Origin of the sequence: Nocardioides bizhenqiangii, assembly GCF_034661235.1 — a bacterium.
Taxonomy (GTDB): Bacteria; Actinomycetota; Actinomycetes; order Propionibacteriales; family Nocardioidaceae; genus Nocardioides; species Nocardioides bizhenqiangii.
On record NZ_CP141059.1, the window covers coordinates 3,946,634 to 3,969,688 of the forward strand.

Annotated in this window: 21 protein-coding genes; 13 read left to right on the plus strand and 8 right to left on the minus strand. The window is 70.2% G+C overall.

Features of this window, described 5'->3' with window-relative positions; translation table 11 throughout:
- Positions 1 to 44: 44 nt before the first annotated feature.
- On the minus strand, positions 45 to 458 hold the full coding sequence (locus SHK19_RS19235; RefSeq protein WP_322937182.1) for a DUF3151 domain-containing protein: 414 nt from the start codon (positions 456 to 458) through the stop codon (positions 45 to 47).
- A gap of 128 nt (positions 459 to 586) precedes the next feature.
- On the opposite strand from SHK19_RS19235, the gene SHK19_RS19240 reads away from it, so the two are divergent.
- Complete coding sequence (locus tag SHK19_RS19240) at positions 587 to 1,132, plus strand: hypothetical protein (protein WP_322454792.1); 546 nt, start codon at positions 587 to 589, stop codon at positions 1,130 to 1,132.
- Between the two features lie 35 nt (positions 1,133 to 1,167).
- On the opposite strand, the gene fbaA is transcribed toward SHK19_RS19240, so the two are convergent.
- Positions 1,168 to 2,199, minus strand: coding sequence for a class II fructose-bisphosphate aldolase (gene fbaA, locus SHK19_RS19245; protein WP_322454791.1), 1,032 nt, complete (start codon positions 2,197 to 2,199; stop codon positions 1,168 to 1,170).
- Positions 2,200 to 2,323: 124 nt separating this feature from the next.
- On the opposite strand from fbaA, the gene SHK19_RS19250 reads away from it, so the two are divergent.
- The 5 genes from SHK19_RS19250 (at position 2,324) to SHK19_RS19270 (ending at position 6,963) form a co-directional block, all read left to right on the plus strand.
- On the plus strand, positions 2,324 to 3,211 hold the full coding sequence (locus tag SHK19_RS19250) for a hypothetical protein (protein WP_322937183.1): 888 nt from the start codon (positions 2,324 to 2,326) through the stop codon (positions 3,209 to 3,211).
- Positions 3,208 to 3,705, plus strand: coding sequence for a SigE family RNA polymerase sigma factor (locus SHK19_RS19255; RefSeq protein ID WP_322454789.1), 498 nt, complete (start codon positions 3,208 to 3,210; stop codon positions 3,703 to 3,705). The genes SHK19_RS19250 and SHK19_RS19255 overlap by 4 nt, the downstream gene beginning before the upstream one ends.
- Before the next feature lie 82 nt (positions 3,706 to 3,787).
- The gene (locus SHK19_RS19260) at positions 3,788 to 4,528 is read left to right on the plus strand and encodes a septum formation family protein (RefSeq protein ID WP_322454788.1); all 741 of its coding nucleotides are present in this window, start codon (positions 3,788 to 3,790) and stop codon (positions 4,526 to 4,528) included.
- Positions 4,529 to 4,669: 141 nt separating this feature from the next.
- Positions 4,670 to 6,427: a right-handed parallel beta-helix repeat-containing protein gene (locus SHK19_RS19265; protein ID WP_322937184.1), complete on the plus strand. Its 1,758-nt coding sequence runs from the start codon at positions 4,670 to 4,672 to the stop codon at positions 6,425 to 6,427.
- Positions 6,424 to 6,963 carry a hypothetical protein gene (locus SHK19_RS19270; RefSeq protein WP_322937185.1) on the plus strand — a complete coding sequence of 180 codons (540 nt, stop codon included), beginning with the start codon at positions 6,424 to 6,426 and terminating at the stop codon, positions 6,961 to 6,963. Before SHK19_RS19265 ends, SHK19_RS19270 begins: the two co-directional genes overlap by 4 nt.
- 9 nt (positions 6,964 to 6,972) lie before the next feature.
- Here the strand turns inward: SHK19_RS19270 and SHK19_RS19275 are convergent, their stop codons facing one another.
- A complete protein-coding gene (locus SHK19_RS19275; RefSeq protein WP_322938711.1) occupies positions 6,973 to 7,626 on the minus strand; it encodes a TrmH family RNA methyltransferase in 654 nt (217 codons plus the stop codon).
- A gap of 94 nt (positions 7,627 to 7,720) precedes the next feature.
- On the opposite strand from SHK19_RS19275, the gene SHK19_RS19280 reads away from it, so the two are divergent.
- The gene (locus tag SHK19_RS19280; RefSeq protein ID WP_322454785.1) at positions 7,721 to 8,485 is read left to right on the plus strand and encodes a DedA family protein; all 765 of its coding nucleotides are present in this window, start codon (positions 7,721 to 7,723) and stop codon (positions 8,483 to 8,485) included.
- Positions 8,486 to 8,495: 10 nt separating this feature from the next.
- Here SHK19_RS19280 and SHK19_RS19285 read toward each other — a convergent pair whose 3' ends face one another.
- Positions 8,496 to 10,010, minus strand: a complete 1,515-nt coding sequence (locus SHK19_RS19285; protein ID WP_322937186.1) for a fibronectin type III domain-containing protein — start codon at positions 10,008 to 10,010, stop codon at positions 8,496 to 8,498.
- A gap of 197 nt (positions 10,011 to 10,207) precedes the next feature.
- The gene (gene pyrE, locus SHK19_RS19290; protein ID WP_322454783.1) at positions 10,208 to 10,753 is read right to left on the minus strand and encodes an orotate phosphoribosyltransferase; all 546 of its coding nucleotides are present in this window, start codon (positions 10,751 to 10,753) and stop codon (positions 10,208 to 10,210) included.
- A 49-nt stretch (positions 10,754 to 10,802) separates the two neighbouring features.
- Here pyrE and SHK19_RS19295 point away from each other — a divergent pair, with 49 nt between their 5' ends.
- Positions 10,803 to 11,990, plus strand: coding sequence for a pyridoxal phosphate-dependent aminotransferase (locus SHK19_RS19295; RefSeq protein WP_449867055.1), 1,188 nt, complete (start codon positions 10,803 to 10,805; stop codon positions 11,988 to 11,990).
- Here the strand turns inward: SHK19_RS19295 and SHK19_RS19300 are convergent.
- The 3 genes from SHK19_RS19300 to SHK19_RS19310 all read right to left on the minus strand — a co-directional run bounded on the left by SHK19_RS19300 (position 11,968) and on the right by SHK19_RS19310 (position 16,604).
- Positions 11,968 to 13,044, minus strand: a complete 1,077-nt coding sequence (locus SHK19_RS19300) for a hypothetical protein (RefSeq protein WP_322937187.1) — start codon at positions 13,042 to 13,044, stop codon at positions 11,968 to 11,970. The genes SHK19_RS19295 and SHK19_RS19300 overlap by 23 nt on opposite strands.
- A 41-nt stretch (positions 13,045 to 13,085) precedes the next feature.
- A complete protein-coding gene (clpB, locus tag SHK19_RS19305; protein WP_322454781.1) occupies positions 13,086 to 15,683 on the minus strand; it encodes an ATP-dependent chaperone ClpB in 2,598 nt (865 codons plus the stop codon).
- A 228-nt stretch (positions 15,684 to 15,911) separates the two neighbouring features.
- Positions 15,912 to 16,604 (minus strand): ANTAR domain-containing protein, encoded by a 693-nt coding sequence (locus SHK19_RS19310; RefSeq protein WP_322454780.1) that lies wholly within the window; start codon positions 16,602 to 16,604, stop codon positions 15,912 to 15,914.
- A gap of 165 nt (positions 16,605 to 16,769) precedes the next feature.
- On the opposite strand from SHK19_RS19310, the gene SHK19_RS19315 reads away from it, so the two are divergent.
- The 5 genes from SHK19_RS19315 to SHK19_RS19335 all read left to right on the plus strand — a co-directional run bounded on the left by SHK19_RS19315 (position 16,770) and on the right by SHK19_RS19335 (position 23,054).
- Entirely contained in the window at positions 16,770 to 17,651 is an 882-nt protein-coding gene (locus SHK19_RS19315) for an oxygenase MpaB family protein (protein ID WP_322937188.1), read from the plus strand.
- 105 nt (positions 17,652 to 17,756) lie between these two features.
- Complete coding sequence (locus tag SHK19_RS19320) at positions 17,757 to 19,421, plus strand: alpha/beta hydrolase (protein ID WP_322454778.1); 1,665 nt, start codon at positions 17,757 to 17,759, stop codon at positions 19,419 to 19,421.
- Positions 19,422 to 19,548: 127 nt separating this feature from the next.
- Positions 19,549 to 20,988 (plus strand): basic amino acid/polyamine antiporter, encoded by a 1,440-nt coding sequence (locus SHK19_RS19325; protein ID WP_322454777.1) that lies wholly within the window; start codon positions 19,549 to 19,551, stop codon positions 20,986 to 20,988.
- Positions 20,989 to 21,024: 36 nt separating this feature from the next.
- On the plus strand, positions 21,025 to 22,287 hold the full coding sequence (locus SHK19_RS19330) for an arginine deiminase (protein ID WP_322454776.1): 1,263 nt from the start codon (positions 21,025 to 21,027) through the stop codon (positions 22,285 to 22,287).
- Positions 22,284 to 23,054: an META domain-containing protein gene (locus tag SHK19_RS19335; protein WP_322937189.1), complete on the plus strand. Its 771-nt coding sequence runs from the start codon at positions 22,284 to 22,286 to the stop codon at positions 23,052 to 23,054. Before SHK19_RS19330 ends, SHK19_RS19335 begins: the two co-directional genes overlap by 4 nt.
- Position 23,055 lies beyond the last annotated feature (1 nt).

Genomic DNA, 23,055 nt, shown 5'->3' on the forward strand with positions numbered 1-23,055 from the left:
CCAAGGCTAGGGCGTGCGCGTGGTACCCGCCCGACTGGCTCTCCTCAGCCGAGCAGCTCGTCGTACGCCGTGGGGCTGGAGTCGCGGAGGAAGCTCGAGCAGCGCTCCCACTCCTCGGTCTCGCCGATGGCGCGGGCAGCCTTGGCGAGGAGTGCCAGGCAGATCAGGAACCCACGGTTGGGCTCGTGCTCCCACGGCACCGGGCCGTTGCCCTTCCAGCCGTTGCGACGCAGCAGGTCGAGCGACCGGTGGTAGCCAACCCGGGAGTAGGCGTAGACGGTCACGTCGTCCGCGTCGGCCGCGACGGCCGCCTCGGCGAGCGTCGCCCAGGCGAGCGGCGACGCCGGCAAGCGGCGTACGACGGTCGCCGGCGCCTCACCCCCGGCGAGGGCCTCGGCTGCTGGGTCCTCGGGCAGGTGGGTGGGCGGCGGTCCGGCCATCAGGTCCTGGTGACTCATGCCGCGATTGTGCCCGACGGCCCGCGCAGGTCGCCGCCGAGGATGAGGCTCTTCTCATCAGCGGCTCACCGAGACCTCACGTGCCCGCCCGACGCTGGTCGTCCGACATCCACCATCCAGGAGCAGTCATGAACCGGATCACCAAGTCACTGGCGGCCTCGCTGTCCACCGTGGCCGTTGCCGCGGGCGTCACCGTTGCGCTCAGCAGCCCCGCCCACGCGGAGGAGCGGCGGTGCACCGGCACGATCCGCGCGGTCTCCATCGACGGGGACGTCGTCGTGCCGCAAGGAGCCACCTGCAAGCTCGTCGGCACCAAGGTCGACGGCAGCGTCAAGGTCTACCGCAACGCGACGCTGCTGGCCCGCGGGATCCAGGTCAACGGCAACGTGCAGGCCGAGAACTTCCGCCGGGTCGAGGTCACCCATCGCAGCGTCGACGGTGTCGTGCAGCGGTCGAGGATCGGCGGCAGCATCCAGGTGAAGCAGGGTGGCGGCGGCGAGGTCCGCCGTGCCGTCGTCAAGGCCGACATCCAGGTGTTCTCCAACGACGGCCGGTGGGCGATCTACGACAACGCGGTCGACGGCAACCTGCAGTGCAAGTCCAACGCGCCCCGCCCGGTGGGCGACCGGAACCGCGTCGGCGGCAACAAGGAGGACCAGTGCGAGACCTTCTGAGCTCGCGCTGACGACCCGCTCGGCCGGTCAGCCGATCAGCCGATCGACGTACCGGCCGAGCGCAGGTTCTCACAGGCCTCGACGACCCGCGCGGCCATGCCGGCCTCGGCCGCCTTACCCCACGCGCGCGGGTCGTAGGCCTTCTTGTTGCCGACCTCGCCGTCGATCTTGAGCACGCCGTCGTAGTTGCTGAACATGTGTCCCGCGACCGGCCGCGTGAACGCGTACTGGGTGTCGGTGTCGACGTTCATCTTGACGACGCCGTAGTCGACGGCCGCGCCGATCTCCTCGGCGGTCGAGCCCGAGCCTCCGTGGAAGACCAGGTCGAACGGCTTCGAACCGGCCTCCAGGCCGAGCTTCTCGACCACGGCCTCCTGGGCGGACTTGAGGATCTCCGGCCGCAGCTTGACGTTGCCGGGCTTGTAGACGCCGTGCACGTTGCCGAACGTGAGGGCGGTCAGGTAGCGACCGTTCTCGCCGGTACCGAGAGCGGCGACGGTCTCGAGCGCGTCGTCGGGGGTGGTGTAGAGGTGGTCGCCCATCCCGCCCTCGACGCCGTCCTCCTCACCGCCGACGACGCCGACCTCGATCTCGAGGATGATGTGCGCGGCGGCGGCCTTGGCGAGCAGCTCCTCGGCGATCTGGAGGTTCTCGTCGAGGGGTACGGCGGAGCCGTCCCACATGTGCGACTGGAACAGCGGTGCCTCGCCCCGCTGGACCCGCTCCGCCGAGATGTCGAGCAGCGGTCGGACGAACCCGTCGAGCTTGTCCTTCGGGCAGTGGTCGGTGTGGAGGGCGATGTTGACCGGGTAGCTCTTGGCGACCTCGGCGGCATAGGCGGCGAACGCCACCGACCCGGTCACCATGTCCTTCACGGTCGGACCGGAGAGGTACTCCGCACCGCCGGTCGAGATCTGGATGATGCCGTCGGCACCGGCGTCGGCGAATCCCTTGAGCGCGGCGTTGAGGGTCTGGGAGGACGACACGTTGATCGCCGGGAACGCGAAGGCTCCGGCCTTCGCGGCGTCCAGCATCTCGGCGTACTTCTCGGGGGTGGCGATGGGCATTGCTGCACTGCTCCTGCTCACGAGGTCTGAAAGGCAGTTCCACCCTAGTCCGTTCCGTGGGGCAACCGATCGGGCGGCCGCACCGTATCCATCGGTGAGCGACACTCGACCCACGGAGGAACTCATGCCGGACATCGCCGACCAGCTCGACGCGGCCATCGGAGCCGCCCCGACCGAGGCACCCGGCCTCGCGTCGACCCTGGCCCTCGGCCGCCGGGCGCTGCGGCGACGCCGACTGGCCTACGGCGTCGGCGCCGCCGCAACGGCGCTGGTCATCGGAGGTACGGCGTGGGCGGTCTCTCCCGACGACAGCAGCCCGAACCGCTCCGACGACCAAGGGTTCGTGGGAGAGCCATCGGAGTCGCCCTCGGCGTCGGACTCGGAGCCGCAGCCACCTCAGGACGGCGCCAGGAACGCCGGCATGCCGTGGGCGGGCGAGGACGCCGCCCGGGTCCGGTCGGGGCAGCTCGACGTGCGACCGGGATGGCAGGTGGTCGACGACCTGTCGGCTCCGGGGATGGTCGCGGTCGAGGTCGCCAAGGGCGACCGACGTCAGTGGTTCCTCTTCGGTGACGCGATGACGATCGCCAGCCTGCGCGCGCCGGCGCTCGGCTACGACTCGTTCGAGGAGTGGGTCGACGTCAATGCTCCGCTCCTCGAGGACCAGCGCACCAACGGCGGCACGGAGAAGCCCGGCGACTGGCCGGGCGTCCCGCGCGACGACCTCGTCGTCCTCGAAGCGGACGACTCGCTGCTGCCCCTCGACGGCGTGACGATCGTGGAACAGCGGCGGCGCCCCGATCTCGGGGACTCCTTCGCGACCGCGGGCGACACCAGTGCGGTCGCCCTCGTCGAGAAGGACGGCGAGCAGTGGTACGTCCTCGCCCGGCGCGGCCCCGACATCCCTGAGCAGTACATCGCGGTGCCCCGGGCCGACGGCGGCGAGGACCTGGACGCCTTCCTCGAGCTCGCCCGCCAGCGCTACGCCGAGGGCGGCGGAGGGCTCCTGTGAAGGGAACCGACCGCGAGGCGGCGTACGTCGACTACGTCACCGCCCGGCGCGCCCACCTGCGGCGGATCGCCTACGCACTCTGCGGCGACTGGCACCGGGCCGACGACCTGCTGCAGATCGCGCTGGTGAAGCTGTACGTCGCCTGGCCCCGGGTGCGGCGGGCCGGAAGCGAGGACGCCTACGTCCGCAAGATCCTGGTCCGGGCGAGCATCGACGAGGCGCGCCGACCGTGGCGCAGGGAGCGCGTGACCGACGATCTCCCCGAACACCCGGCGCCCGAGCCGACCGGTGTCGAGGAACGCACGGCGCTCTTCGACGCTCTCCAGGCCCTGCCTACCCAGCAGCGGGCGGCCGTCGTGCTGCGGCACTGGCTCGGGTTGTCCGTCGCCGAGACCGCAGCCGAGCTCGGGATCAACGAGGGGACGGTCAAGAGCCACACCTCCCGCGGCCTGACGGCGCTGCGGCTGAACCTCGAGCCGAACACGACCGGCTAGCGAGTTTTCTTCGGGATTCCCCTCGCGTCCGACGGATGCGCTCTACATTCCGTCGAGCACCTACCGACCCATGGGGGATTCCTTGAAGCTGCGACTCGGCGCCGTCGTCCTGACGGCCGCGCTCACTCCGCTGACCGCCGTCGGCACACCGTCGCCCGCCCGCGCGGGAGTGGACATCACCCCACCCGAGGTCGGCAGCTGCCACGCCTACACGATGGCGGAGGGTGCGGGGAGGAGCGACCGGACCCCTGTGGTCGACTGCGCCGACCCGCACACCGCGATCACCGTCGAGGTCGTCGAGTTCGACCAGGCGCCCGACTGGGACGACCCGGACGCGCTCGACCGAGCGCTGCGTACGCAGTGCTATCCGGCGTACTTCGAGGCGCTGGGCGGCAACATCAAGACGATCCAGCGCTCGGCGCACATCCTCTACGTCTTCATCCCGACCAAGGCCCAGCGCGAGGCGGGCGCAGCCTGGCTGCGGTGTGACGCCACCCTCCAGGGCGGCACCCGATTGATGAACCTGCCCGACAACCTCGTCCTCGGATCGCTCCCGCTGCCCGACAGAGTGGCCAAGTGCCGCACCGGCAAGCGCTTCGACTACGCCTACACCGTCTGCGCCCGGCCCCACCAGTTCCGAGCCGCGGTCTCCATCAGATACCCGCACGACTCCTACCCGGGGAAGCGGGCGGCGGTGCGGTTCGCCCTGCGGAAGTGCCGGGCGCGCGCCGAGGCGCCGTTCTTCTACGAGGCCGTCTTCTCGCGAGCGGCCTGGACCCTCGGTTACCGCCACGCGGTCTGCCTCTGGACGAACTCCGACTGAGCCTGAAGACGATGCGCTGACGGAGCTTCGGGTCGTTCGACCTGAAAATTGTGTGACGCACGTAACTCCACTCGGTAGAACCCGTTTCACCGAGTAGTGGCCGGGCACGGCATGTTGCCGAGCCCGCGAAGGAGGCTCCCGATGCGTCGTGCCCTGGTCGTCCTGCTCGGACTGCTCGGACTGCTTGCCCTCGTCTTGGTCGCGCCACCGGCGGGCGCCCACGAGGAGCGCGAGTCGGAGTTCCCGCCCGGCGACGGCTCGGTGCCGGTGCACCGCACCGAGCGGGAGGCGGCCGACGTGCTCGTGGTGTGCAAGGCCGACTCGGAGTCCCGGATCAACCAGATCGCCAACGCGACGGTCCGCAACCGCAACCTGCGCCTGCTCGAGCAGTGCGAATTCCGGGACCTGCAGGCCGCGGTCGACGCCGTGACCGTCCAGCGCTCCAACATCTACCTGCTCCCCGGCGTCTACCGCGAGCGGCCGTCGTGGGACGCGCCGTGCATGGAGGGCTACGACGGCGGCGTCGTCAGCTACGAGCTGTCCCACTTGTGCGGAGAGGTGGTCAACCTGGTCACCATCGCCGGTGACGACCCGGACGACGACGACATCGTCTGCGACGGGGCGGTGTGCAACCTCCAGATCGAGGGTACGGGCGCCAGCCCGGAGGACGTCCTCTTCCGCGGCGGCTTCCGCAAGGACGGCGACTGGGTGAAGCACAACGGCATCAAGGCCGACCGCGCCGACGGCTTCTACCTCGCGAACATGACCCTCGAGCAGTTCCGCGAGAACGCCGTCTACGTGCACGAGACCGACGGGTACGTCGTCGACCGGGTGGTCACCCGCTACAACGACCTCTACGGCGTCCTCACGTTCACCTCCGACCACGGCCTGATCCAGCGCTGCGAGGCCCACCACAACGGCGACTCGGGCATCTACCCCGGCAGCGCGGCCGACGTGAACGCGACCAACCGCAAGACAGGTCCGCTCACCCGTTGGGCGGTCGAGGTGCGGAACTGCGACATGCACCACAACGCGCTCGGCTTCTCGGGCACCGCCGGCAACTCGGTCTACGTCCACGACAACCGGATCCACCACAACGGCGTCGGCTTCGTGGTGGAGTCGATCCTCGCGGGACACCCGGGCATGCCGCAGGACCACGGTTGGTTCTCGCACAACAAGATCTACTCCAACAACGTCAACTACTACGGCAACGTCGCCGGCGACGACGCCCCGTGCCAGGAGGAGCGGCCGGTCGACCGCGGCCACCAGCGCGGTGTGGTGTGCCCGGCGTTCCCCCTCCCCGTCGGCACCGGCGGCATGATGGTCGGCAACCACAACTACGTGGACGGCAACCAGGTCTGGAACAACTACCGCCAGGGCTTCATGCTCTTCTGGGTGCCGCCGGCGCTGATGCGCGAGGACTACGACCCGCTGCACCAGACCGACAACTCCAACTACAACCACTTCACCCGCAACAAGATGGGCCTCACCCCCGCTGGTGAGGCATCGCCCAACGGGCTCGACTTCTGGTGGGACGACGCCGGGATCGGCAACTGCTGGCAGGACAACGAGGCGGCAGGCGGCCAGAAGATCACCCACAACGCGACCCTGGGCTACCTCCCGAACTGCAAGGCGCCCTCGCTGCTGCCGGTGAGCAACCTGATCAAGACCACGGCACTGCTGGGCTGCGCGTCGTACGACCGGTACTCCAACCCCAGCCCCGCCAACTGCGACTGGATCGTGACACCGCCGAAGCCGACCGCCGAGAGCATCGCCGCCGCCCAGGCCGGGGCCGATCAGGGTCCTGACAGCCCGACCGTCCCGATCGTGCTGGTCGCCGCCGGCCTGCTCGGCGCGGCCGCGCTGCGACTCAGGACCCGGCGGGCCGCGGGGCGATGAACCCGCTCGCGCGGTACGCCGCGGTCGGCGTCACCGGCGTCGCGCTGGGCTGGGCGCTGCTCCCGTTCGGCGTCCGCGTCGACCAGACGGTGACACCGGACCTGCCCGTCGACGCGGGACTGCTGGTGCCGGGGTACGGCGACGAGGGGACCTACGCACTCGACTACCGGCACCACGAGGAGGTCACGGTGCGGCTGCCCGTCAGCAACGACGGCCCGTTGCCGATCCGCGTGACCGACGCGGACCTCGACAGCGAGCCCCTCCCCCTGCTGGCCACGGTCGACGACAACCTGCCGCTCCGGGTCGGCCCGTGGGGCGAGGCCCAGCTCGAGCTCACCCTGCGGTTCGACAACTGCCGGCACTACCACGAGCGGTCCGCCGACACCTGGGACCACCTCGACCTCGCGGGCTCGGTCCTCGGGCGGGAGTTCGAGAGGGAACTGGCGTTGGAGTACCCGCTCGCCCTCCACGGCCAGATCATCAACAACTGCCCCGACCGCACCCTCACCCGCGGCGACGACGTCCGACCCCGCTGAGCAGCGTGGTCACCCCCGCCAGGCGGACTCGTCGGTCAGATCGGCGTGCGTCCGCACCCAGGCGTGCATCGCGATCGCCGCGGCGGCCGACGCGTTGATCGACCGGGTCGAGCCGAACTGGGCGATCGAGAACGTCCCGTCGCAAGCCGCGCGGGCGGCGTCCGACAGCCCCGGGCCCTCCTGGCCGAACAGGAAGCACACCCGGCGCGGGATCTCCATCGTCTCCAGGTGCGCCGACCCCGGAAGGTTGTCGATGCCGAGCAGCGGCACCGGACCGCCTCCGGGGTCGTGGTCCTGCAGGTAGCCGCGCAGGTCCGCGACGGTCGGATGGTGCCGCACGTGCTGGTAGCGGTCGGTGACCATCGCACCGCGCCGGTTCCACCGGCGGTTGCCGACGATGTGCACCTCCCGCGCGAGGAAGGCGTTGGCGGAGCGCACGATGGTCCCGATGTTGAAGTCGTGCTGCCAGTTCTCGATCGCGACGTGGAACGAGTGCCGGCGCCGGTCGAGGTCGGCCACGATCGCCTCGACGGTCCAGTACCGGTAGCGGTCCACCACGTTGCGACGGTCGCCGTCGGCGAGCAGGGCGGGGTCGTACTGCTCCCCCTCGGGCCACGGTCCCTGCCACGGTCCGACGCCGACCTCGGCCGGGCCGTGCGGCATCGGGTCGTACGGCGCCCGGGGGTCGTCCGGCTGCTCTCCCACGAACGGCACCCTAATGGCGGCGGCGTTAGGGATCGGCCGGTAGCGTGGCGGCGTGAACACGCTGGTCGCGACCCCGGCCGTCGTACCCATGCTGTTCGGGATCAAGTGGCTGGACCCGGAATGGCTGCAGCACGAGTACGGCGCCGCCTTCATCTGGATCTCGCTGGCGATCGTCTTCGTGGAGTGCGGCCTGTTCTTCCCGTTCCTCCCGGGCGACACGCTGCTGTTCGCGCTCGGGCTGTTCATCGCCGGGAGCAACTCGACCGGCTACACCGTGATCGGGATCTCCAACGAGCCCGCCCAGCTCGTCATCGCGATGTCGCTGCTGATCGTCGCGGCGTTCGCCGGCAACGTCGCGGGCTACGAGATCGGGCGCAAGATCGGCCCACCCCTCTACGAGCGCGACGGCCGGATCCTGAAGAAGCAGTACTTCGACAAGACCGGCGCGTTCTTCGACAAGCACGGCAACAAGGCGCTCGTGATCGGGCGCTTCGTGCCGTTCGTCCGGACCTACGTCACCGTCGTTGCCGGTGTCACCTTGATGGAGCGGCGCCGGTTCGTCATCTGGAGCGCGGTCGGCGCCGTCCTGTGGGTCGTCTCGATCACCCTGCTGGGCTACTTCCTCGGCGAGGCCGTCCCCGCACTCGGCGAGAACATCGACTACGTCACGATCGCCATCCTCGCGTTCTCCGCGATCCCGCTGGTGTGGGAATGGTGGCGTCACCGCCGCACGTCGGCCAAGGAGGCTGACGACAACGACGGTGACGGCCACCCGGATCGCGACATCATCGGGATGGACGCGACCCCCAGCGACTAGACGACCACGCCTAGGCCGGCAGGTTGAACCTCGCGCTGTAGGCCGAGTAAGCGCTGGCGCCGGCGGCGTTGGTCGCCTTCACCCGGCAGCGGTAGGCCTTGCCCGCCGTGAGCCGGGTCACCGTGACCGGCGACGTCGTGCCGTCGGCGGTCCTGGTGAGGCCGCCGTTGGAGGACGCACACTGCACCCGGTACGAGGTGATGGCGGCGCCACCGTTGTACGCCGGCGGGGCGAACGTGACCTTGGCGCTGGTCCGCGTGGCCGCGGTCGCGGTCACGTTGGTCGGGCGGTCGGGCCGCGTCGCGGGCTGGGTGACCGTGGCCGAGTACGCCGAGTAGCTGCCGGTCCCGACTGCGTTCCGCGCGTTGACACGGCACCGGTAGTCCTTGCCCGGCGTCAGGTTGGTGAAGGTGATCGGCGACGAGGTGCCGTCGACGGTCCTGGACGTGCCGCCGTTCGGCGAGGTGCACTGGGCGCGATAGCCGGTGATCGGCGAGTTGCCGTCGTTGGCCGGTGGGTTGAACGTGACCCGGGAGGTCGTCGCGGACACGACGTTCGTGACGACCGAGGTCGGCGCTCCGGGTGCGGCCGTCGCCTGCGGGGTGTTGAAGTTGCCGGTCTTGTTCGACCAGCTGCCGCTGCCCACGTTGTTGGTGGCCCGGACGTCGCAGGCGTAGGTCTGGTTGGGGCTCAACCCGGTGACGTTGATCGGACTGCCGCCGCCGGTGGCGGTCTGCGTCACTCCGCCGGTCGGGCTCTCGCACCGGGCGGTGTAGCCGTTGATCGCCGCACCGCCGTTGTTGGCCGGCGGGTTGAAGGACACCTGCGCCGACGTCGGCGAGGTCGCGTTGGCGGCCACGTTGGTCGGCGCACCCGGAGCCGTCACCGGAGGCGGGGCGGTGTAGAACGGCACGCTCAGGTTCAGGGTCGGGCCGGCGTTGCCGTCGGCGATGCCCAGCTCGGCGGTCAGCTGCGAGCCCCACTGCTGCGACGTGGCTCTGACGGGCACCCAGAACTCCCAGGCCGAGCCATTCATGTAGTTCTGACCCGCGGGCAGCGGCCAGCCACCGCTCCACCCGGTCTGGCTGCTCGAGTAGTAGCCGTTGGCCGAGACGTTCGACCACTGCGGGCACTCGGCAGCGAGCGTGATCTCCCGCTGGGTGCCCGGACCCGGCGGGGTGTAGAAGCAGCGGATCCGCTGGGTCTTGTCGAACTCGACGCCGCTAGGGAGCACGAACCGCGGGAAGAGCTTGGGAGTGCTGCAGTGCGAGCCGACGAGCATCGCGTAGAGGTTGAGGTAGGTGGTGTTCCCGGTGACCGGCGTGATCGGGTCGGACTGCTGGTCACCCCAGTAGGACACGAAGGCGCCGATGCCGAACTCCTGGTACGGGCTGCCCCAGATGATCGAGGGACAGTTGGTGATCGTCGTGTATTTCGTGGACCCGCCGTTCCACTTCTCGGCTGCTGATGCGGGTGCGGCACCGAGCCCGAGCACCGACGCCACCATGGCGACGACGACCAGCACGGGGCTCAATCTGCGAGCGACGCGGCGCGCGCGGGACGGACGGGACGTTGGGACGGACATCGTTCTGCTCCAAGTGGGGATCGGAATGGCTGTTGCAGAGCCAATCCCCTAGGAGCAGGAGATTTCACCTGAATTGCGGTCGCCCTCGTTCCTGCGGATGACGTGATTCATCCCAGAGAACGATCGACTTGACACCGTCAGGAAGTCGCAGCCGCCCTGGCGGCGTCGAGCTCGGCCTTGGTGAGCACCGCCCGCACCTCGAGACCGACGTCCGCGAGAGGGTTGACGTCCTCGGGGCTCCGGTCGATCGCGCAGACCACCGCGTCGATGATCGCGCCGCCGGCCCGCAGCGCGTTGGTGGCGTCGCGGACGGCGCCCCCGGTCGTGATCACGTCCTCGATGAGCGTGATCCGGCGGCCGTCGTACGCCGGTCCCTCGGCAAGCTTGCAGGTGCCGTAGGTCTTGGCCTCCTTGCGCACGAACAGCGCCGGCATCCCGATGATCCCGCTGATCGCGGTCGCGATCGGGATGCCGCCCATCTCGAGCCCGCCGAGCAGCTCGGTCCCGGGCGGCAGCAGCTGCACCATCTCTCGTGCGACCCGGGCCAGCAGCAGCGGGTCGGCCTCGAAGAGGTACTTGTCGAAGTACTCGGTGCTGACCTGGCCGCTGCGGAGCGTGAACTCCCCGGTCAGGCGGCAGGTGGCGTCGATGTCGGCGGCGAGCTCCGGGTCGGTGGCGGTCACGGCATCAGGCTAGTGACCACATCCTCGGGCCGCGTCTAGGGTCGGTCAGGTGACCCAGCGCAGCACCGGTCGGCGCGCCCGCCGCCTCGACGGCATCGGGACGACGATCTTCACCGAGATGTCAGCCCTCGCGGTCCGCACCGGGGCGGTCAACCTCGGCCAGGGCTTCCCCGACCGGGACGGGCCGCCGGAGGTGATCGCACGGGCGGTGGCGGCGTTGCAGGGCGGCGCCAACCAGTACGCACCAGGCCCCGGCGTCCCGGCGCTGCGGCAGGCGATCACGCGGCACCAGCAGCGGCACTACGGCATCGAGCTCGACCCTGACTCGGAGGTCGTGGTCACCACCGGCTGCACCGAGGGCATCGCCGCGGCCCTGCTCGGGCTGGTCGACCCGGGCGACGAGGTCGTCGTGCTGGAGCCCTACTACGACTCCTACACCGCGATGATCACCATGGCCGGAGGAGTACGCCGTCCGGTGACGCTCCGCTCCCCCGACTTTCGCCTCGACGCCGACGAGCTGCGGGCAGCGGTCGGCCCGCGGACGAAGCTGATCCTGCTCAACAGCCCGCACAACCCGACCGGCAGCGTGCTCACGCGGCGCGAGCTGGAGGACGTGGCCGCGGTTGCCCGCGAGCACGACCTGGTCGTCGTGACCGACGAGGTCTACGAGCACCTGGTGTTCGACGGCCACGAGCACGTGCCGATCGCGACCCTGCCCGGCATGAGGGAACGGACCCTCACCCTCTCCAGCGCCGGCAAGTCCTACTCGTTCACCGGCTGGAAGGTCGGCTGGGCGACCGGGCCGGCCGCGCTGGTCGGTGCGCTGTTCGCCGCCAAGCAGTGGCTGACCTTCACCTCCGGCGCGCCGCTCCAGCCAGCGGTCGCCGCCGCTCTCGACGAGTGTCCCGACTTCCCGATCGAGCTCGGCCGGAGCCTGCAGCAGCGACGCGACCGGCTGGTCGCCGGGCTCGAGGCGGCGGGGCTGGCGCCGTTCGTCCCGCAGGGCACCTACTTCGCGACCACCGACATCTCAGCCCTCGGCTGGGCCAGCAGCCGCGACTTCTGCCTGGCGCTCCCGGAGCGGGCCGGCGTCGTCGCCGTCCCGATGGAGGTCTTCTACGACGACCCCGACGCCGCCGGAGCGGGGCGGCACCTGGTGCGCTGGGCGTTCTGCAAGGAGGCGGAGCTCATCGACGACGCGCTGGCCCGACTTGCTAGCGCGGATCTTCGCGCCTGAACCAGGCCGTGACGTCGGACCGTAGCAACAGCCAGAGCGTCACGACGTTGGCGCCGAGCAGCACGACGAGGAGCGGGCTGAGGAAGGTGACGCCGAGCAGGACGAGCCCGGAGGCCCCGGTGCACACCACGAGCGCGATCCGCGCCCACTGCAGCCGGCGGAAGGCCAGCACGGCCAGCACCATCGCGGCCGCGCACCACAGCACGATCAGCGCCGTCGCCACGTAGGTGCCGGTCGCCAGCTCCGCCTGCGACATGCCCTGCATGTCGAAGTCGGGTTGCTGACGCTCGATCTCGTCGAAGAACGCGTCCCGGGCGACGGCCAAGACCAGCGAGAAGAGCACCATGAAGCCGGCGACGACCGCACAGGAGGTCCACACGATGATGCACGCCGCCAGCAGGGCGCCGGGGCGCTTCGCGCGGACGTCGTACGGCGACGCAGGCGGGTCGGAGTCCGGCAGCGGAGCGCCGTACTCACCGGTGAACGGCCCGGGCTCTGCCGCTGGCGTTGGCGATGCCGTCGACGACGGCTCGGGAGTGCGTGGTGGAGCGTCCACCGGGCCCGGTGGCGCCTGCGGTGCGAACGGATCGGGGCGTCGTTGCGCGACGGCCGACGTCGCGGAGACCCAGGGCCGACCGGCGAACCAGTCCCGGGTCGGGCGCAGCCACAGCATGCAGATGCCGGCGACGACCAGCGGCGCGAAGAACCCCGCGGTCGCGAACCCGCCGATGAGGACCAGCGGGGCGAGCAGCGTCAGGGCGAGCCGGGCGCTGGTTGAGCGACGCAGCGCGTGGACGCCGAGGATGGTTGATGCCGTCGCCGCCGCCGCCGCGACCATGCACATCACCCGGATCGTGGTCTTCAGACCCTCCAGCCCGAGCCCAGTGCCGGAGAGCGGCGGTTCGTTCAGCAAGCGCCGGAGCTCCTCCTGCACCTCGAGGGTGTGGAGGTTGGAGATCCGCTGCCACGCCGTGACCACCAGGATCACCGACCCGCCGATGATCAGCCAGGCGGCGAAAGTCGCCTGGCCGGGTCGGGGGGCTTTGTCGGGCATGTCTCCATTCCACCAGACCGGTTCACACCGGCCGCGGGCGGTCAGCCCACCCGCAGCTCCAAGCCGTCCTCGGCCCGGTCGACCACGACCTTGCCGCCGTCGGTGACGGTGCCGGCGAGGATGGCCTTGGCCAGCCGGTCGCCGATCGCGGTCTGGATCAGGCGGCGGAGCGGGCGGGCGCCGTACGCCGGGTCGTAGCCGGTGCCGGTCAGCCATTCCTTTGCCGCGTCGGTGACGTCGATGGTGATCCGGCGTACCGCCAGCCGCTGCTCGAGCAGGCCGAGCTGGATGTCGACGATCCGCGCCAGGTCGTCCTTCGACAGCGCGTCGAAGGTGACGATCTCGTCGAGCCGGTTGAGGAACTCGGGCTTGAAGCCCTGCCGCACCAGCGCCAGCACCGACTCCCGGGCCTTGTCGGGCTCGAGGGTCGGGTCGACCAGGTAGTGCGAGCCGATGTTGGACGTGAGGATCAGGATCGTGTTGCGGAAGTCGACGGTGCGGCCCTGGCCGTCCGTCAGCCGGCCGTCGTCGAGCACCTGCAGCAAGATGTTGAACACCTCGGGGTGGGCCTTCTCCACCTCGTCGAGGAGCACGACGGAGTAGGGCCGCCGCCGCACCGCCTCGGTGAGCTGCCCGCCCTCCTCGTAACCCACGTAGCCGGGAGGCGCACCGACCAGGCGCGCGACGGCGTGCTTCTCGGAGTACTCGCTCATGTCGATCCGGACGATCGCCCGCTCGTCGTCGAAGAGGAAGTCCGCGAGCGACTTGGCGAGCTCGGTCTTGCCGACGCCGGTCGGGCCGAGGAACAGGAACGAGCCGGTCGGCCGGTTCGGGTCTGCGATCCCGGCGCGCGAGCGTCGTACGGCGTCGCTCACAGCACGCACCGCGTCGGCCTGGCCGATCAGGCGGTGGGCGATGACCGACTCCATCTCGAGCAGCTTGGCGGTCTCGCCCTGCAGCATGCGGCCAGTGGGGATGCCCGTCCAGGCCTCGACGACCTCGGCGACCTGCTCGGCGCCCACCTCCTCGCCGACCAGCTTGTCCTCGGGCTCCTCGACCGCGTCGGCCGCGGCGGCGGCCGCCTCGATCTGCCGCTCCAGCTCGGGGATCCGGCCGTAGAGGATCTCGCTCGCCTTCTCGTACTGCTGCTCGCGTTGCAGCTTGTCGGCCTCGACGCGCAGCTGGTCGAGCTGGCGACGCAGCTCGGCCTCGCCCTCGAGCGAGGTCTTCTCCCGCTCCCAGCGCGCCTCGAGCGCGCGCAGCGACTCCTCCCTGTCGGCGAGGTCGGCGCGGAGCGCACCCAGCCGCTCGACCGAGGCGTCGTCGCTCTCCTTCTGGAGGGCGAACTCCTCCATCTTCATCCGGTCGATCTGTCGGCGGAGCTGGTCGATCTCCTCGGGCGAGGACTCGATCTCCATTCGAAGCCGGCTGGCGGCCTCGTCGATCAGGTCGATGGCCTTGTCCGGCAGCTGGCGGCCCGTGATGTAGCGATCGGACAGCGTCGCGGCGGCCACCAGCGCGGCGTCGGTGATCCGCACGCCGTGGTGGGCCTCGTACTTCTCCTGGAGACCGCGCAGGATCTGGATGGTGTCCTCGACCGACGGCTCCCCGACGAAGACCTGCTGGAACCGGCGCTCGAGGGCCGGGTCCTTCTCGACCCGCTCGCGGTACTCGTCGAGCGTGGTCGCACCGATCATGTGCAGCTCGCCCCTGGCCAGCATCGGCTTGAGCATGTTGCCGGCGTCCATCGACGAGTCGCCGCCGGCACCCGCGCCGACGACCGTGTGCAGCTCGTCGATGAAGGTGATGACCTGCCCGCCGGCGTCCTTGATCTCCTCGAGCACGGCCTTGAGCCGCTCCTCGAACTCGCCGCGGTACTTCGCGCCGGCGACCATCGCCGCCAGGTCGAGCGAGAGCACCCGGCGGCCCTTGAGCGAGTCCGGCACGTCGTTGTCGACGATCCGCTGCGCGAGGCCCTCGACGACGGCGGTCTTGCCGACGCCGGGCTCGCCGATCAGCACCGGGTTGTTCTTCGTACGACGGGACAGCACCTGCACCACGCGGCGGATCTCCGCGTCCCTGCCGATGACCGGGTCGAGCCGGCCCTCCTCGGCGGCAGCGGTGAGGTCGACGGAGTACTTCTCGAGCGCCTCGTACGTCGACTCGGCATCCTGCGAGGTCACCCGCCGGTTGCCGCGCACCGCGGTGAGCACGTCGCGCAGCCCGGCCTCGGTGAGACCGGCGTCGGTCAGCACCTGCCGGGCGCTGCTCTCGACGGTCGCGAGCGCGATCAGCAGGTGCTCGGTGGCGACGTAGTCGTCCTTCATCGAGGTGGCGAGGTCGAGCGCCTGGGCGAGCACCCGGGTCATCGCGGCCGAGCTGGCCGGCTGCTGCACGGTCGCCCCGCTGGCCGACGGGAGGGCGTCGCGCTGGGCGACGGCGGCCTGGACCAGCGCGGTGGGGTCCGCTCCCGCCTTGGCGATCATGGAGGCGGCCGTGCCGCCTTCCTGCAGGAGCAGGGCGACGAGCAGGTGGATCGGCTCGATGTTGCTGTTGCCGGCGGTGGTCGCGGCGAGCTGGGCAGCCTCGATCGCCTCCCGGCTACGGGTGGTGAACTTGTCGGCCCCGAACTTGCTCATGAGTAGCGGCTCCTGTGACGTCGGTGTGTCTGTCCTATTCAACGCGACGAAAGTTGAGTGTGTTCCACTCAACTCTGGCGAGATCGAGAGCCTCGCGCGCCGGCCCACCTCATGAATCGGCCCCGACGGCTGTCGTGTCAACCGGCGGGGCCTAACCGACACGAGATGCCAAGGCGCCTTCGTTCGGCTTCGATGTCTCTACCCGCTCCGGGTGTCGGCAGTCGCCGCTCAAGGTCCTCCGGCTTCGGAGCCTGAGTCGTTGGTCGTCGAGGTGAACTCGCGGGCGACCTCCCGCAGCTTGACGTTGCGGTCCTGCGAGAGCCGGGCGAGGAACGCGAACGACCGCTCCTCGCTGAGCTGGTAGCGCTCCATCACCACGCCGACCGCCTGCCCGATCTGCTGACGGGTGGCGACCGCCTGGCGCAGGTCGGAGATCTCCTGGGCATAGGCGATGGCGACGGCGGCCTGGTGGGAGAACAGCGCGCCGAGCGGGCCGAGGTCCTCGAACGCCCCGACGTTGTGGGAGTACAGGTTCAGCGCGCCCTGGAAGCGGGCGGCGTCGAACAGCCCGATCCCGGCCTGCGCCTTCACCCCGGCGTCCAGCGCCGCCTTCGAGTAGTCCGGCCACCGTGAGTCGGCCGCGAGGCTGGACGAGACGACGTAGGCCTCGTCGGTCGCGGTCTCGTAGCACGGGCCCTGCTGCAGCTCGTACTGCTTCGCATCGAGCTCGAGCAGCACGTCGTGGGTCGGGGCGAACGTCTCGAGCCGGTTGTCGGCGTGGCGGATCGTGATGCTCGCCATCGTGACGTCGGGCAGCACCTCGACAGCGGCGGCGGTGATCCGGCTCAGGGTCTGCTCGAGGTCCCCGGGCGTGAGGGTCTGCGCCAGCCGGCGCGCGTGTTGGAGCAGCTCGTCGTCCATCGGCCACCTCCTGCGTGGTCTGGGCGGTGCCGCCGGACGGCGTGCCCACGGCCATCATGGTCGTTACCCCGTCGCCGGTCCATGACACCGGGACCCGACCACCACACCGTCGGTACCGTCGGGGGTGGCCGGATCCCACGGCCGGACGGCGACCGGAGGTGCAACGTGCGACAGCTCCCGCGGCCGCTCGGCGCCGAGCTCACCGTCATCCGGGAGCGGCTCGGCCAGGCGATCTTCCACCGCGTGGCCGGTCCTGACGGTGCCCACCACCGAGACCGGATCCACGCCACCCCGGGCCCGCGATGGTTCGAGCCGGGCAGCCCGATCACGCGCGTCCACGGCGACGCGTCGATGTTCGTCGGTGGCATCCGCGCACTGCTGATGCAGACCCTGCACCCGGTGGCGATGCAGGCCGTGTCGGAGCACTCCGGCTTCCGCGGCGACATGTGGGGTCGGCTCGCGAGGACCAGCAGGTTCCTCGCGGTGACCACGTTCGGCACGGCCGACGACGCCCAGCAGGCCGTCGACGTCGTCCGCGCGATCCACGAGCGGGTCACCGGCACGACGCCGGACGGGACGCCGTACTCGGCGGCCGACCCGCACCTGCTGCTCTGGGTGCACGTCGCCGAGATCGACAGCTTCCTGCTCACGCACCAGGTCTATGGCGACCGCCCGCTCGACCAGGCCGGGCGCGACGAGTACGTCGCCCAGACCGCCGAGGTCGCGCGCCGGCTCGGGGTGCTGGACCCGCCGACGACCGAGGCGGAGCTGCGCGACGTGCTGTCTTCGTTCCGTCCCGAGCTGCGCGGGACGCCGCAGGCCCGCGAGGCGATCCGCTACCTGCTCCTCAAGCCGCCGCTCCCGGTCGCTGCGCGGGCGCCGTACGGCGTGCTCACCTCGGCCGCCATCGGCCTGATGCCGGTGTGGACACGCCGGCACCTCCGCCTCCCGTGGTTCCCGATCGCCGAGCGCACCGTCGTCCGTGGCATAGGTACCGCCGCTGTCGGCACCATCCGATGGGCGATGACCCCTCCGGGCGCTGCTTAGCCGCTCGAGCCTGCTGGAAGCTCCGGGGATCGACACTCGACGACGTTCGTCGTCATCCCGAACGGGCGCGTTAGCCTGCCGGGAGGCCGGGGCGGAGGTGGTGCAGTGCTGCAGGTCCAGGGGTGGCAAGACCGGGCACGCCGGCTCCAGGGACGGGTCCGGCTTCGCCCTGCCGGTGTCGCACTCGCTGCCGTGCTCGTCTGTTTCTCCCTGACCCCCTCACTGCTCCCGCGACCGCCACTCTTCCAAGGAATCGTCAGCGGCGTCGCGGCGGCAACCGGCTACGGGCTCGGTGTGTTCGTCGCGTGGTGCTGGCGAGGGCTCAGCGGACGGCCGCGGCGGCCATGGCCGGCCTGGGCCCGCTGGCTGCTCGTGGCGGGCGGCGCCGCGGCCGGCCTGGTGAGCCTCCTGCTCGGCATGCGCTGGCAGCAGGAAGCGCACCGGCTCGCCGGCACGGAGCCGACGCCGGTGGCCTTCGTGCTGTTGACCCCGCCCATCGCGGTGCTGGTTGCCGCACTGCTGCTTGCCCTCGCCCGGGGCATTCGCGCGGCGACCCGCCGAGTCGTCGGTCTGCTCGAACGTCGACTCGAACCGCAGGCGGCCACGGTTCTCGGCGTCCTGTTGATGGTGCTCGTGGCGTGGAGTCTCGTCAGCGGAGTGGCGGGCGACGTCGCGCTCCGCTCACTCGACGCGTCGTTCGCGGTGGCTGACCGCACCACTCCTTCCGGCGTCGAACGACCGACGACGCCGCTGCGCTCCGGGAGCGAGGAATCGCTCGTCGAGTGGGACGACCTCGGCCGCGAGGGAAGGACCTTCGTCGGGCGCGGCCCGTCGGCGGAGGAGATCGAGGAGCTCACCGACCGGCCGGCGATGGAGCCGATCCGCACCTACGCCGGGCTGAGCAGCGAGGACGACGTCGACGACCGGGCCGCGCTTGCTGTCGCGGATCTCGACCGCGCCGGTGGTTTCGAACGCGAGCACCTTCTCGTGGTCACCACGACCGGCACCGGGTGGGTCGAGCCCAGCGCCGCCAGCGGCTTCGAGTACGTCACCGGAGGCGACTCCGCCATCGTCGCCATGCAGTACTCCCACCTCGCGTCGTGGCTCTCCTTCCTCGTGGACGCGGCCCGGGCGCGCGATGCCGGCCGTGCGCTGTTCGATGCCGTCTACGGACACTGGTCCAAGCTGCCGCTCGACGAGCGTCCCGAGCTGTACGTGTTCGGGGAAAGCCTCGGTTCCTTCGGTGCGGAGGAGGCGTTCAGCGGCGAGTTCGACCTGGCCAACCGCACGTCCGGCGCTCTTTTCGTCGGGCCGCCGAGCTTCAACCCCTTGTACCGTGCCTTCGTCGACGACCGATCGAGCGGCTCCCCGGAGATCGAGCCTGTGTACCGCGGCGGTCGGATCGTGAGGTTCACCACCGACGCCAACCGATCACCGCTGGACGACCGCGAGTGGTCGGGGGGCAGGGTGCTCTACCTCCAACACGCGTCCGATCCGGTGACCTGGTGGAGCCCCGACCTTCTCCTCACCCGTCCTGACTGGCTCGAGGAAGAACGGGGGGACGACGTGCCGGACAGCATGCACTGGTTCCCCATCGTCAGCTTCCTCCAGGTGTCCGGGGACCTCGCGTCGGCCTTCTCGACCCAACCTGCGCACGGCCACAACTTCTCCGGTGAGCACGCCGCTGCCTGGGTCACGATCGTGCAGCCGGAGCAGTGGTCGGACGAGCTGACCGAGCGGCTCCGTGTGGAGCTCCGTCGGTTCCCGTGACGCGACGACGGCGATTGATCACCCGGTTCGGGTGAATCGAGGCGACCTTCCGCGACCTAGCCTCGGCGGATCACCGCGGCCAGGCGACTCGGCACCTGCAGGGTGCCCGCGGAACGGAGCACTCCAGATGACGACGGACACCACCACCGCACCCGCGTCACAGAAGCTCACCCTTCCGACGATGACCGCGATGGTCATCGGTGGAATGGTTGGCGCCGGGGTGTTCTCGCTGCCGCGACGGTTCGCCACAGAGACGGGCGTGGCCGGAGCCCTGATCGCGTGGTCGATCGCGGGCGCTGGCATGTTGATGCTGGCGTTCGTCTTCCAGATGCTCGCCCTGCGCAAGCCGGAGCTGGAGGCAGGCGTCTATGCCTACGCCAAGGCCGGGTGGGGCGAGTACCTCGGCTTCTTCTCGGCGTTCGGCTACTGGGCCAGCGCCTGCGTCGGGAACGTCACGTACTGGGTGCTCATCATGTCGACGCTGGGAGCGGTCACGCCCGCGATGGGCGATGGCGACACGCTCGTGGCCATGCTGGCATCGACGGCCGGCGTCTGGGTGTTCTACCTCCTCATCCGTCGCGGGGTGAAGGGGGCGGCGGCGATCAACCGCGTGGTGACCATCGCCAAGATGCTCCCGATCCTGGTGTTCATCCTCCTGGCCCTGTTCGCGGTCGACTGGTCGGTGCTCGCCGACAACTGGTCCGGCGGTCCCGGCTACGACTCCCTCTTCGACCAGGTGCGAGACACCATGCTGGTCACCGTCTTCGTGTTCCTCGGCGTCGAGGGTGCGAGCGTGTACTCGCGGCACGCAGAGAGGCGGGAGGACGTCGGACGGGCCACCATCCTGGGTTTCGTCAGCGTCTTCTGCGTCTTCGCCTCGGTCACCATCGTCTCCTACGGCATCCTTCCCGCCGCCGAGATCGCCGAGCTCCGACAGCCGTCGATGGCCGGCGTCCTGGAGGAAGCCGTCGGACAGTGGGGCCAGGTGCTGGTGAGCATCGGTCTGGTGGTCTCGGTCCTCGGCGCCTATCTCGCGTGGACCCTGATGTCCTCCGAGGTCCTCTTCGTCGCCGCCCAGGCCAGGGACATGCCCCGGTTCCTGGCCAAGGTCGACGACAACGACGTGCCCACCGCGTCCCTGCTGATGACGACCGCGCTGATTCAGGTGATGCTCGTCGTGACGCTGTTCTCCGACGACGCGTTCAACTTCGCGCTCGACCTCACCAGCGCGCTGACGCTGATCCCGTTCCTCCTGGCTGCGGGTTACGCCCTCAAGCTGGTGATCACGAGGGAGACCTACGAGGACCAGCCGCACGGGTGGACTCGCGAGCTGGTCATCAGCGCGCTGGCGACGGCGTACACGATGTTCCTGCTGTTCGCGGCGGGGCCACGCTTTCTGCTGGTCTCGTTCGTGATCTACGCCCCCGCCACCATCCTGTTCGTCATGGCGCGCCGCGAGCAGGGCCGCACGCTGTTCTCCCCGCGGGAGCTGGTCGTGCTCGGCGTCTCGATCACCGGCGCCGTGATCGGCGTGGTGGCGCTCGCCGCCGGCTGGATCACCATCTGAAGGAGTCCCGCGCACTGCCGACCCGAAAGGAAGATCATGAGCGAGAACCCGCTACCCGGCGCGCGTTACGGAGTGCATTCCGAGGTGGGCAGGCTGCGCAAGGTTCTGGTGTGCGCACCCGGGCTGGCCCACCGGCGGCTCACCCCGACCAACAGCGACGACCTGCTCTTCGACGACGTGATGTGGGTGGAGACCGCACAGCGGGACCATGCCGCGTTCGTCGCGCAGCTCACAGCACGCGGCGTCGACGTCGTGGAGCTGCACGACGTGCTCGCCCGCACGTTGGAGGTGCCGGGCGCCCGCGACTGGGTGCTCGACCGGAAGATCACTCCCAACCAGGTCGGACTCGGCCTGGTCGACGGCACCCGGGCGTTCCTGGAGGGCCTGTCGGCACGGCAGCTGGCCGAGTACCTGATCGGTGGGCTCGCGACGTCCGACCTGCCGGACGAGGTCCGCTCCGGCTACGTCGCGCTCGCCAGGGAGTCCTCCGGCGCGCGGGAGTACCTGATGCCGCCGCTTCCCAACACCCTCTACACCCGAGACACCACGTGCTGGTTGTACGGCGGGCTGACGCTCAACCCCTTGTACTGGCCGGCCCGGCACGACGAGACGATGCTGATGAAGGCGGTCTACCTCTTCCACCCCGACTTCGTCGGCTCGACGGTGTGGTGGGGCGATCCGGAGGAGGAGTGGGAGCAGGCGACGTTCGAGGGTGGCGACATCATGCCGGTGGGGAACGGGGTCGTCCTGATGGGCATGAGCGAGCGCACCTCCCGCCAGGCCATCACCCAGGTGGCCGCCGCGCTGTTCGCGAACGGTGCAGCCGAGCACGTCGTGGTCGCGGGGATGCCGAAGCTGCGGGCGGCGATGCACCTCGACACCGTCTTCACGTTCGCTGACGTCGACATCGTCACGCTGTACCCGCGGATCATGGAGGCGGTGCACACGTTCTCACTGCGTCCGTCCGACGCCGCGCCCGGTCTCACGGTCACGGACGAAGGATCGCGTGCCTTCACCGACGTCGTCGCTGAAGCTCTCGGCCTGCCCTCCCTGCGGGTGATCGAGACGGGCGGCGACGTCTATGCCTCCGAGCGACAGCAGTGGGACAGCGGCAACAACGCGGTGGCGGTCGAACCCGGTGTCGTGTTCACGTACGACCGCAACACGCAGACGAACGACCTGCTGGAGAAGGCTGGTGTGGAGGTGCTGCCGATCGTCGGAGCAGAGCTCGGACGCGGCCGGGGCGGCGGCCACTGCATGACCTGCCCCATCGAACGCGACGCGGTTGACTTCCGATGAAGTCGTGGGCGGCGACGACGTACGGGATCCGCGGCGCCCGGGTCGCGGCCGGGCTGCTCGCGGCCGGTGCACTGGTCGCCGGGTGCGGCGAGGACGGTGACGGGCGCGACGACCCCACCGTGATCGTCGAGGACGAGCAGGTGCAGCTGGCCGGGCACACCTTCGTCGCCGAGGAGGTGGACGGCCACGATCTCGTCGAGGGCAGCAGGCTCTCCATCACGTTCGACCAGGACGCCATGTCGGTCGTGGCGGGGTGCAACACCCTCTTCGGGCCCTACGACGACGCGGACGGCGAGCTGCGCTGGTCAGAGGAGCCGGCCAGCACGCAGATCGGGTGTGACGAGGCGCTCTCGGAACAGGACGACTGGCTCAGGACGACGTTGACCGAGGGCCTCGAGATCGCGGACGACGACGCAGCCGACCTGGTCCTCGAGGGGGACGGGCTGCGGATCGAGATGACTAGGGAGGACGGCGAGCCTTCCGAACCGCCGGACGATGCGGCCCAGTACTCCGCACGCCTGAACGGCCCGCCCACGGCCGAGATCGGAAGGGTGGTCCTCCTCACGCTCAGCAACACCGGGGACGCCCGGGACTCCTACGGCTTCACGATCACGCCCGCCGACGCCGGGAAGGTCAGGCCCCGGCATCTCACCGTCGAGTCGGGCCGCAGCGGCAAGCTGAAGGTCAAGGTCCTCAGCACTCCCCTGACGATCGAGGTCGAGAGCGTGGGGGCCGGACCGGGGATCGACACGTTCACCATCAGGTGAG

What these genes read in the sequence shown, in the direction of transcription:
- SHK19_RS19235 (WP_322937182.1), bottom strand. Translation starts at nt 458, where the DNA reads ATGAGTCACCAGGACCTGATGGCCGGACCGCCGCCCACCCACCTGCCC.
- SHK19_RS19240 (WP_322454792.1), top strand. Translation starts at nt 587, where the DNA reads ATGAACCGGATCACCAAGTCACTGGCGGCCTCGCTGTCCACCGTGGCC.
- fbaA (WP_322454791.1), bottom strand. Translation starts at nt 2,199, where the DNA reads ATGCCCATCGCCACCCCCGAGAAGTACGCCGAGATGCTGGACGCCGCG.
- SHK19_RS19250 (WP_322937183.1), top strand. Translation starts at nt 2,324, where the DNA reads ATGCCGGACATCGCCGACCAGCTCGACGCGGCCATCGGAGCCGCCCCG.
- SHK19_RS19265 (WP_322937184.1), top strand. Translation starts at nt 4,670, where the DNA reads ATGCGTCGTGCCCTGGTCGTCCTGCTCGGACTGCTCGGACTGCTTGCC.
- SHK19_RS19270 (WP_322937185.1), top strand. Translation starts at nt 6,424, where the DNA reads ATGAACCCGCTCGCGCGGTACGCCGCGGTCGGCGTCACCGGCGTCGCG.
- SHK19_RS19275 (WP_322938711.1), bottom strand. Translation starts at nt 7,626, where the DNA reads ATGCCGCACGGCCCGGCCGAGGTCGGCGTCGGACCGTGGCAGGGACCG.
- SHK19_RS19300 (WP_322937187.1), bottom strand. Translation starts at nt 13,044, where the DNA reads ATGCCCGACAAAGCCCCCCGACCCGGCCAGGCGACTTTCGCCGCCTGG.
- clpB (WP_322454781.1), bottom strand. Translation starts at nt 15,683, where the DNA reads ATGAGCAAGTTCGGGGCCGACAAGTTCACCACCCGTAGCCGGGAGGCG.
- SHK19_RS19310 (WP_322454780.1), bottom strand. Translation starts at nt 16,604, where the DNA reads ATGGACGACGAGCTGCTCCAACACGCGCGCCGGCTGGCGCAGACCCTC.
- SHK19_RS19325 (WP_322454777.1), top strand. Translation starts at nt 19,549, where the DNA reads ATGACGACGGACACCACCACCGCACCCGCGTCACAGAAGCTCACCCTT.
- SHK19_RS19330 (WP_322454776.1), top strand. Translation starts at nt 21,025, where the DNA reads ATGAGCGAGAACCCGCTACCCGGCGCGCGTTACGGAGTGCATTCCGAG.
- SHK19_RS19335 (WP_322937189.1), top strand. Translation starts at nt 22,284, where the DNA reads ATGAAGTCGTGGGCGGCGACGACGTACGGGATCCGCGGCGCCCGGGTC.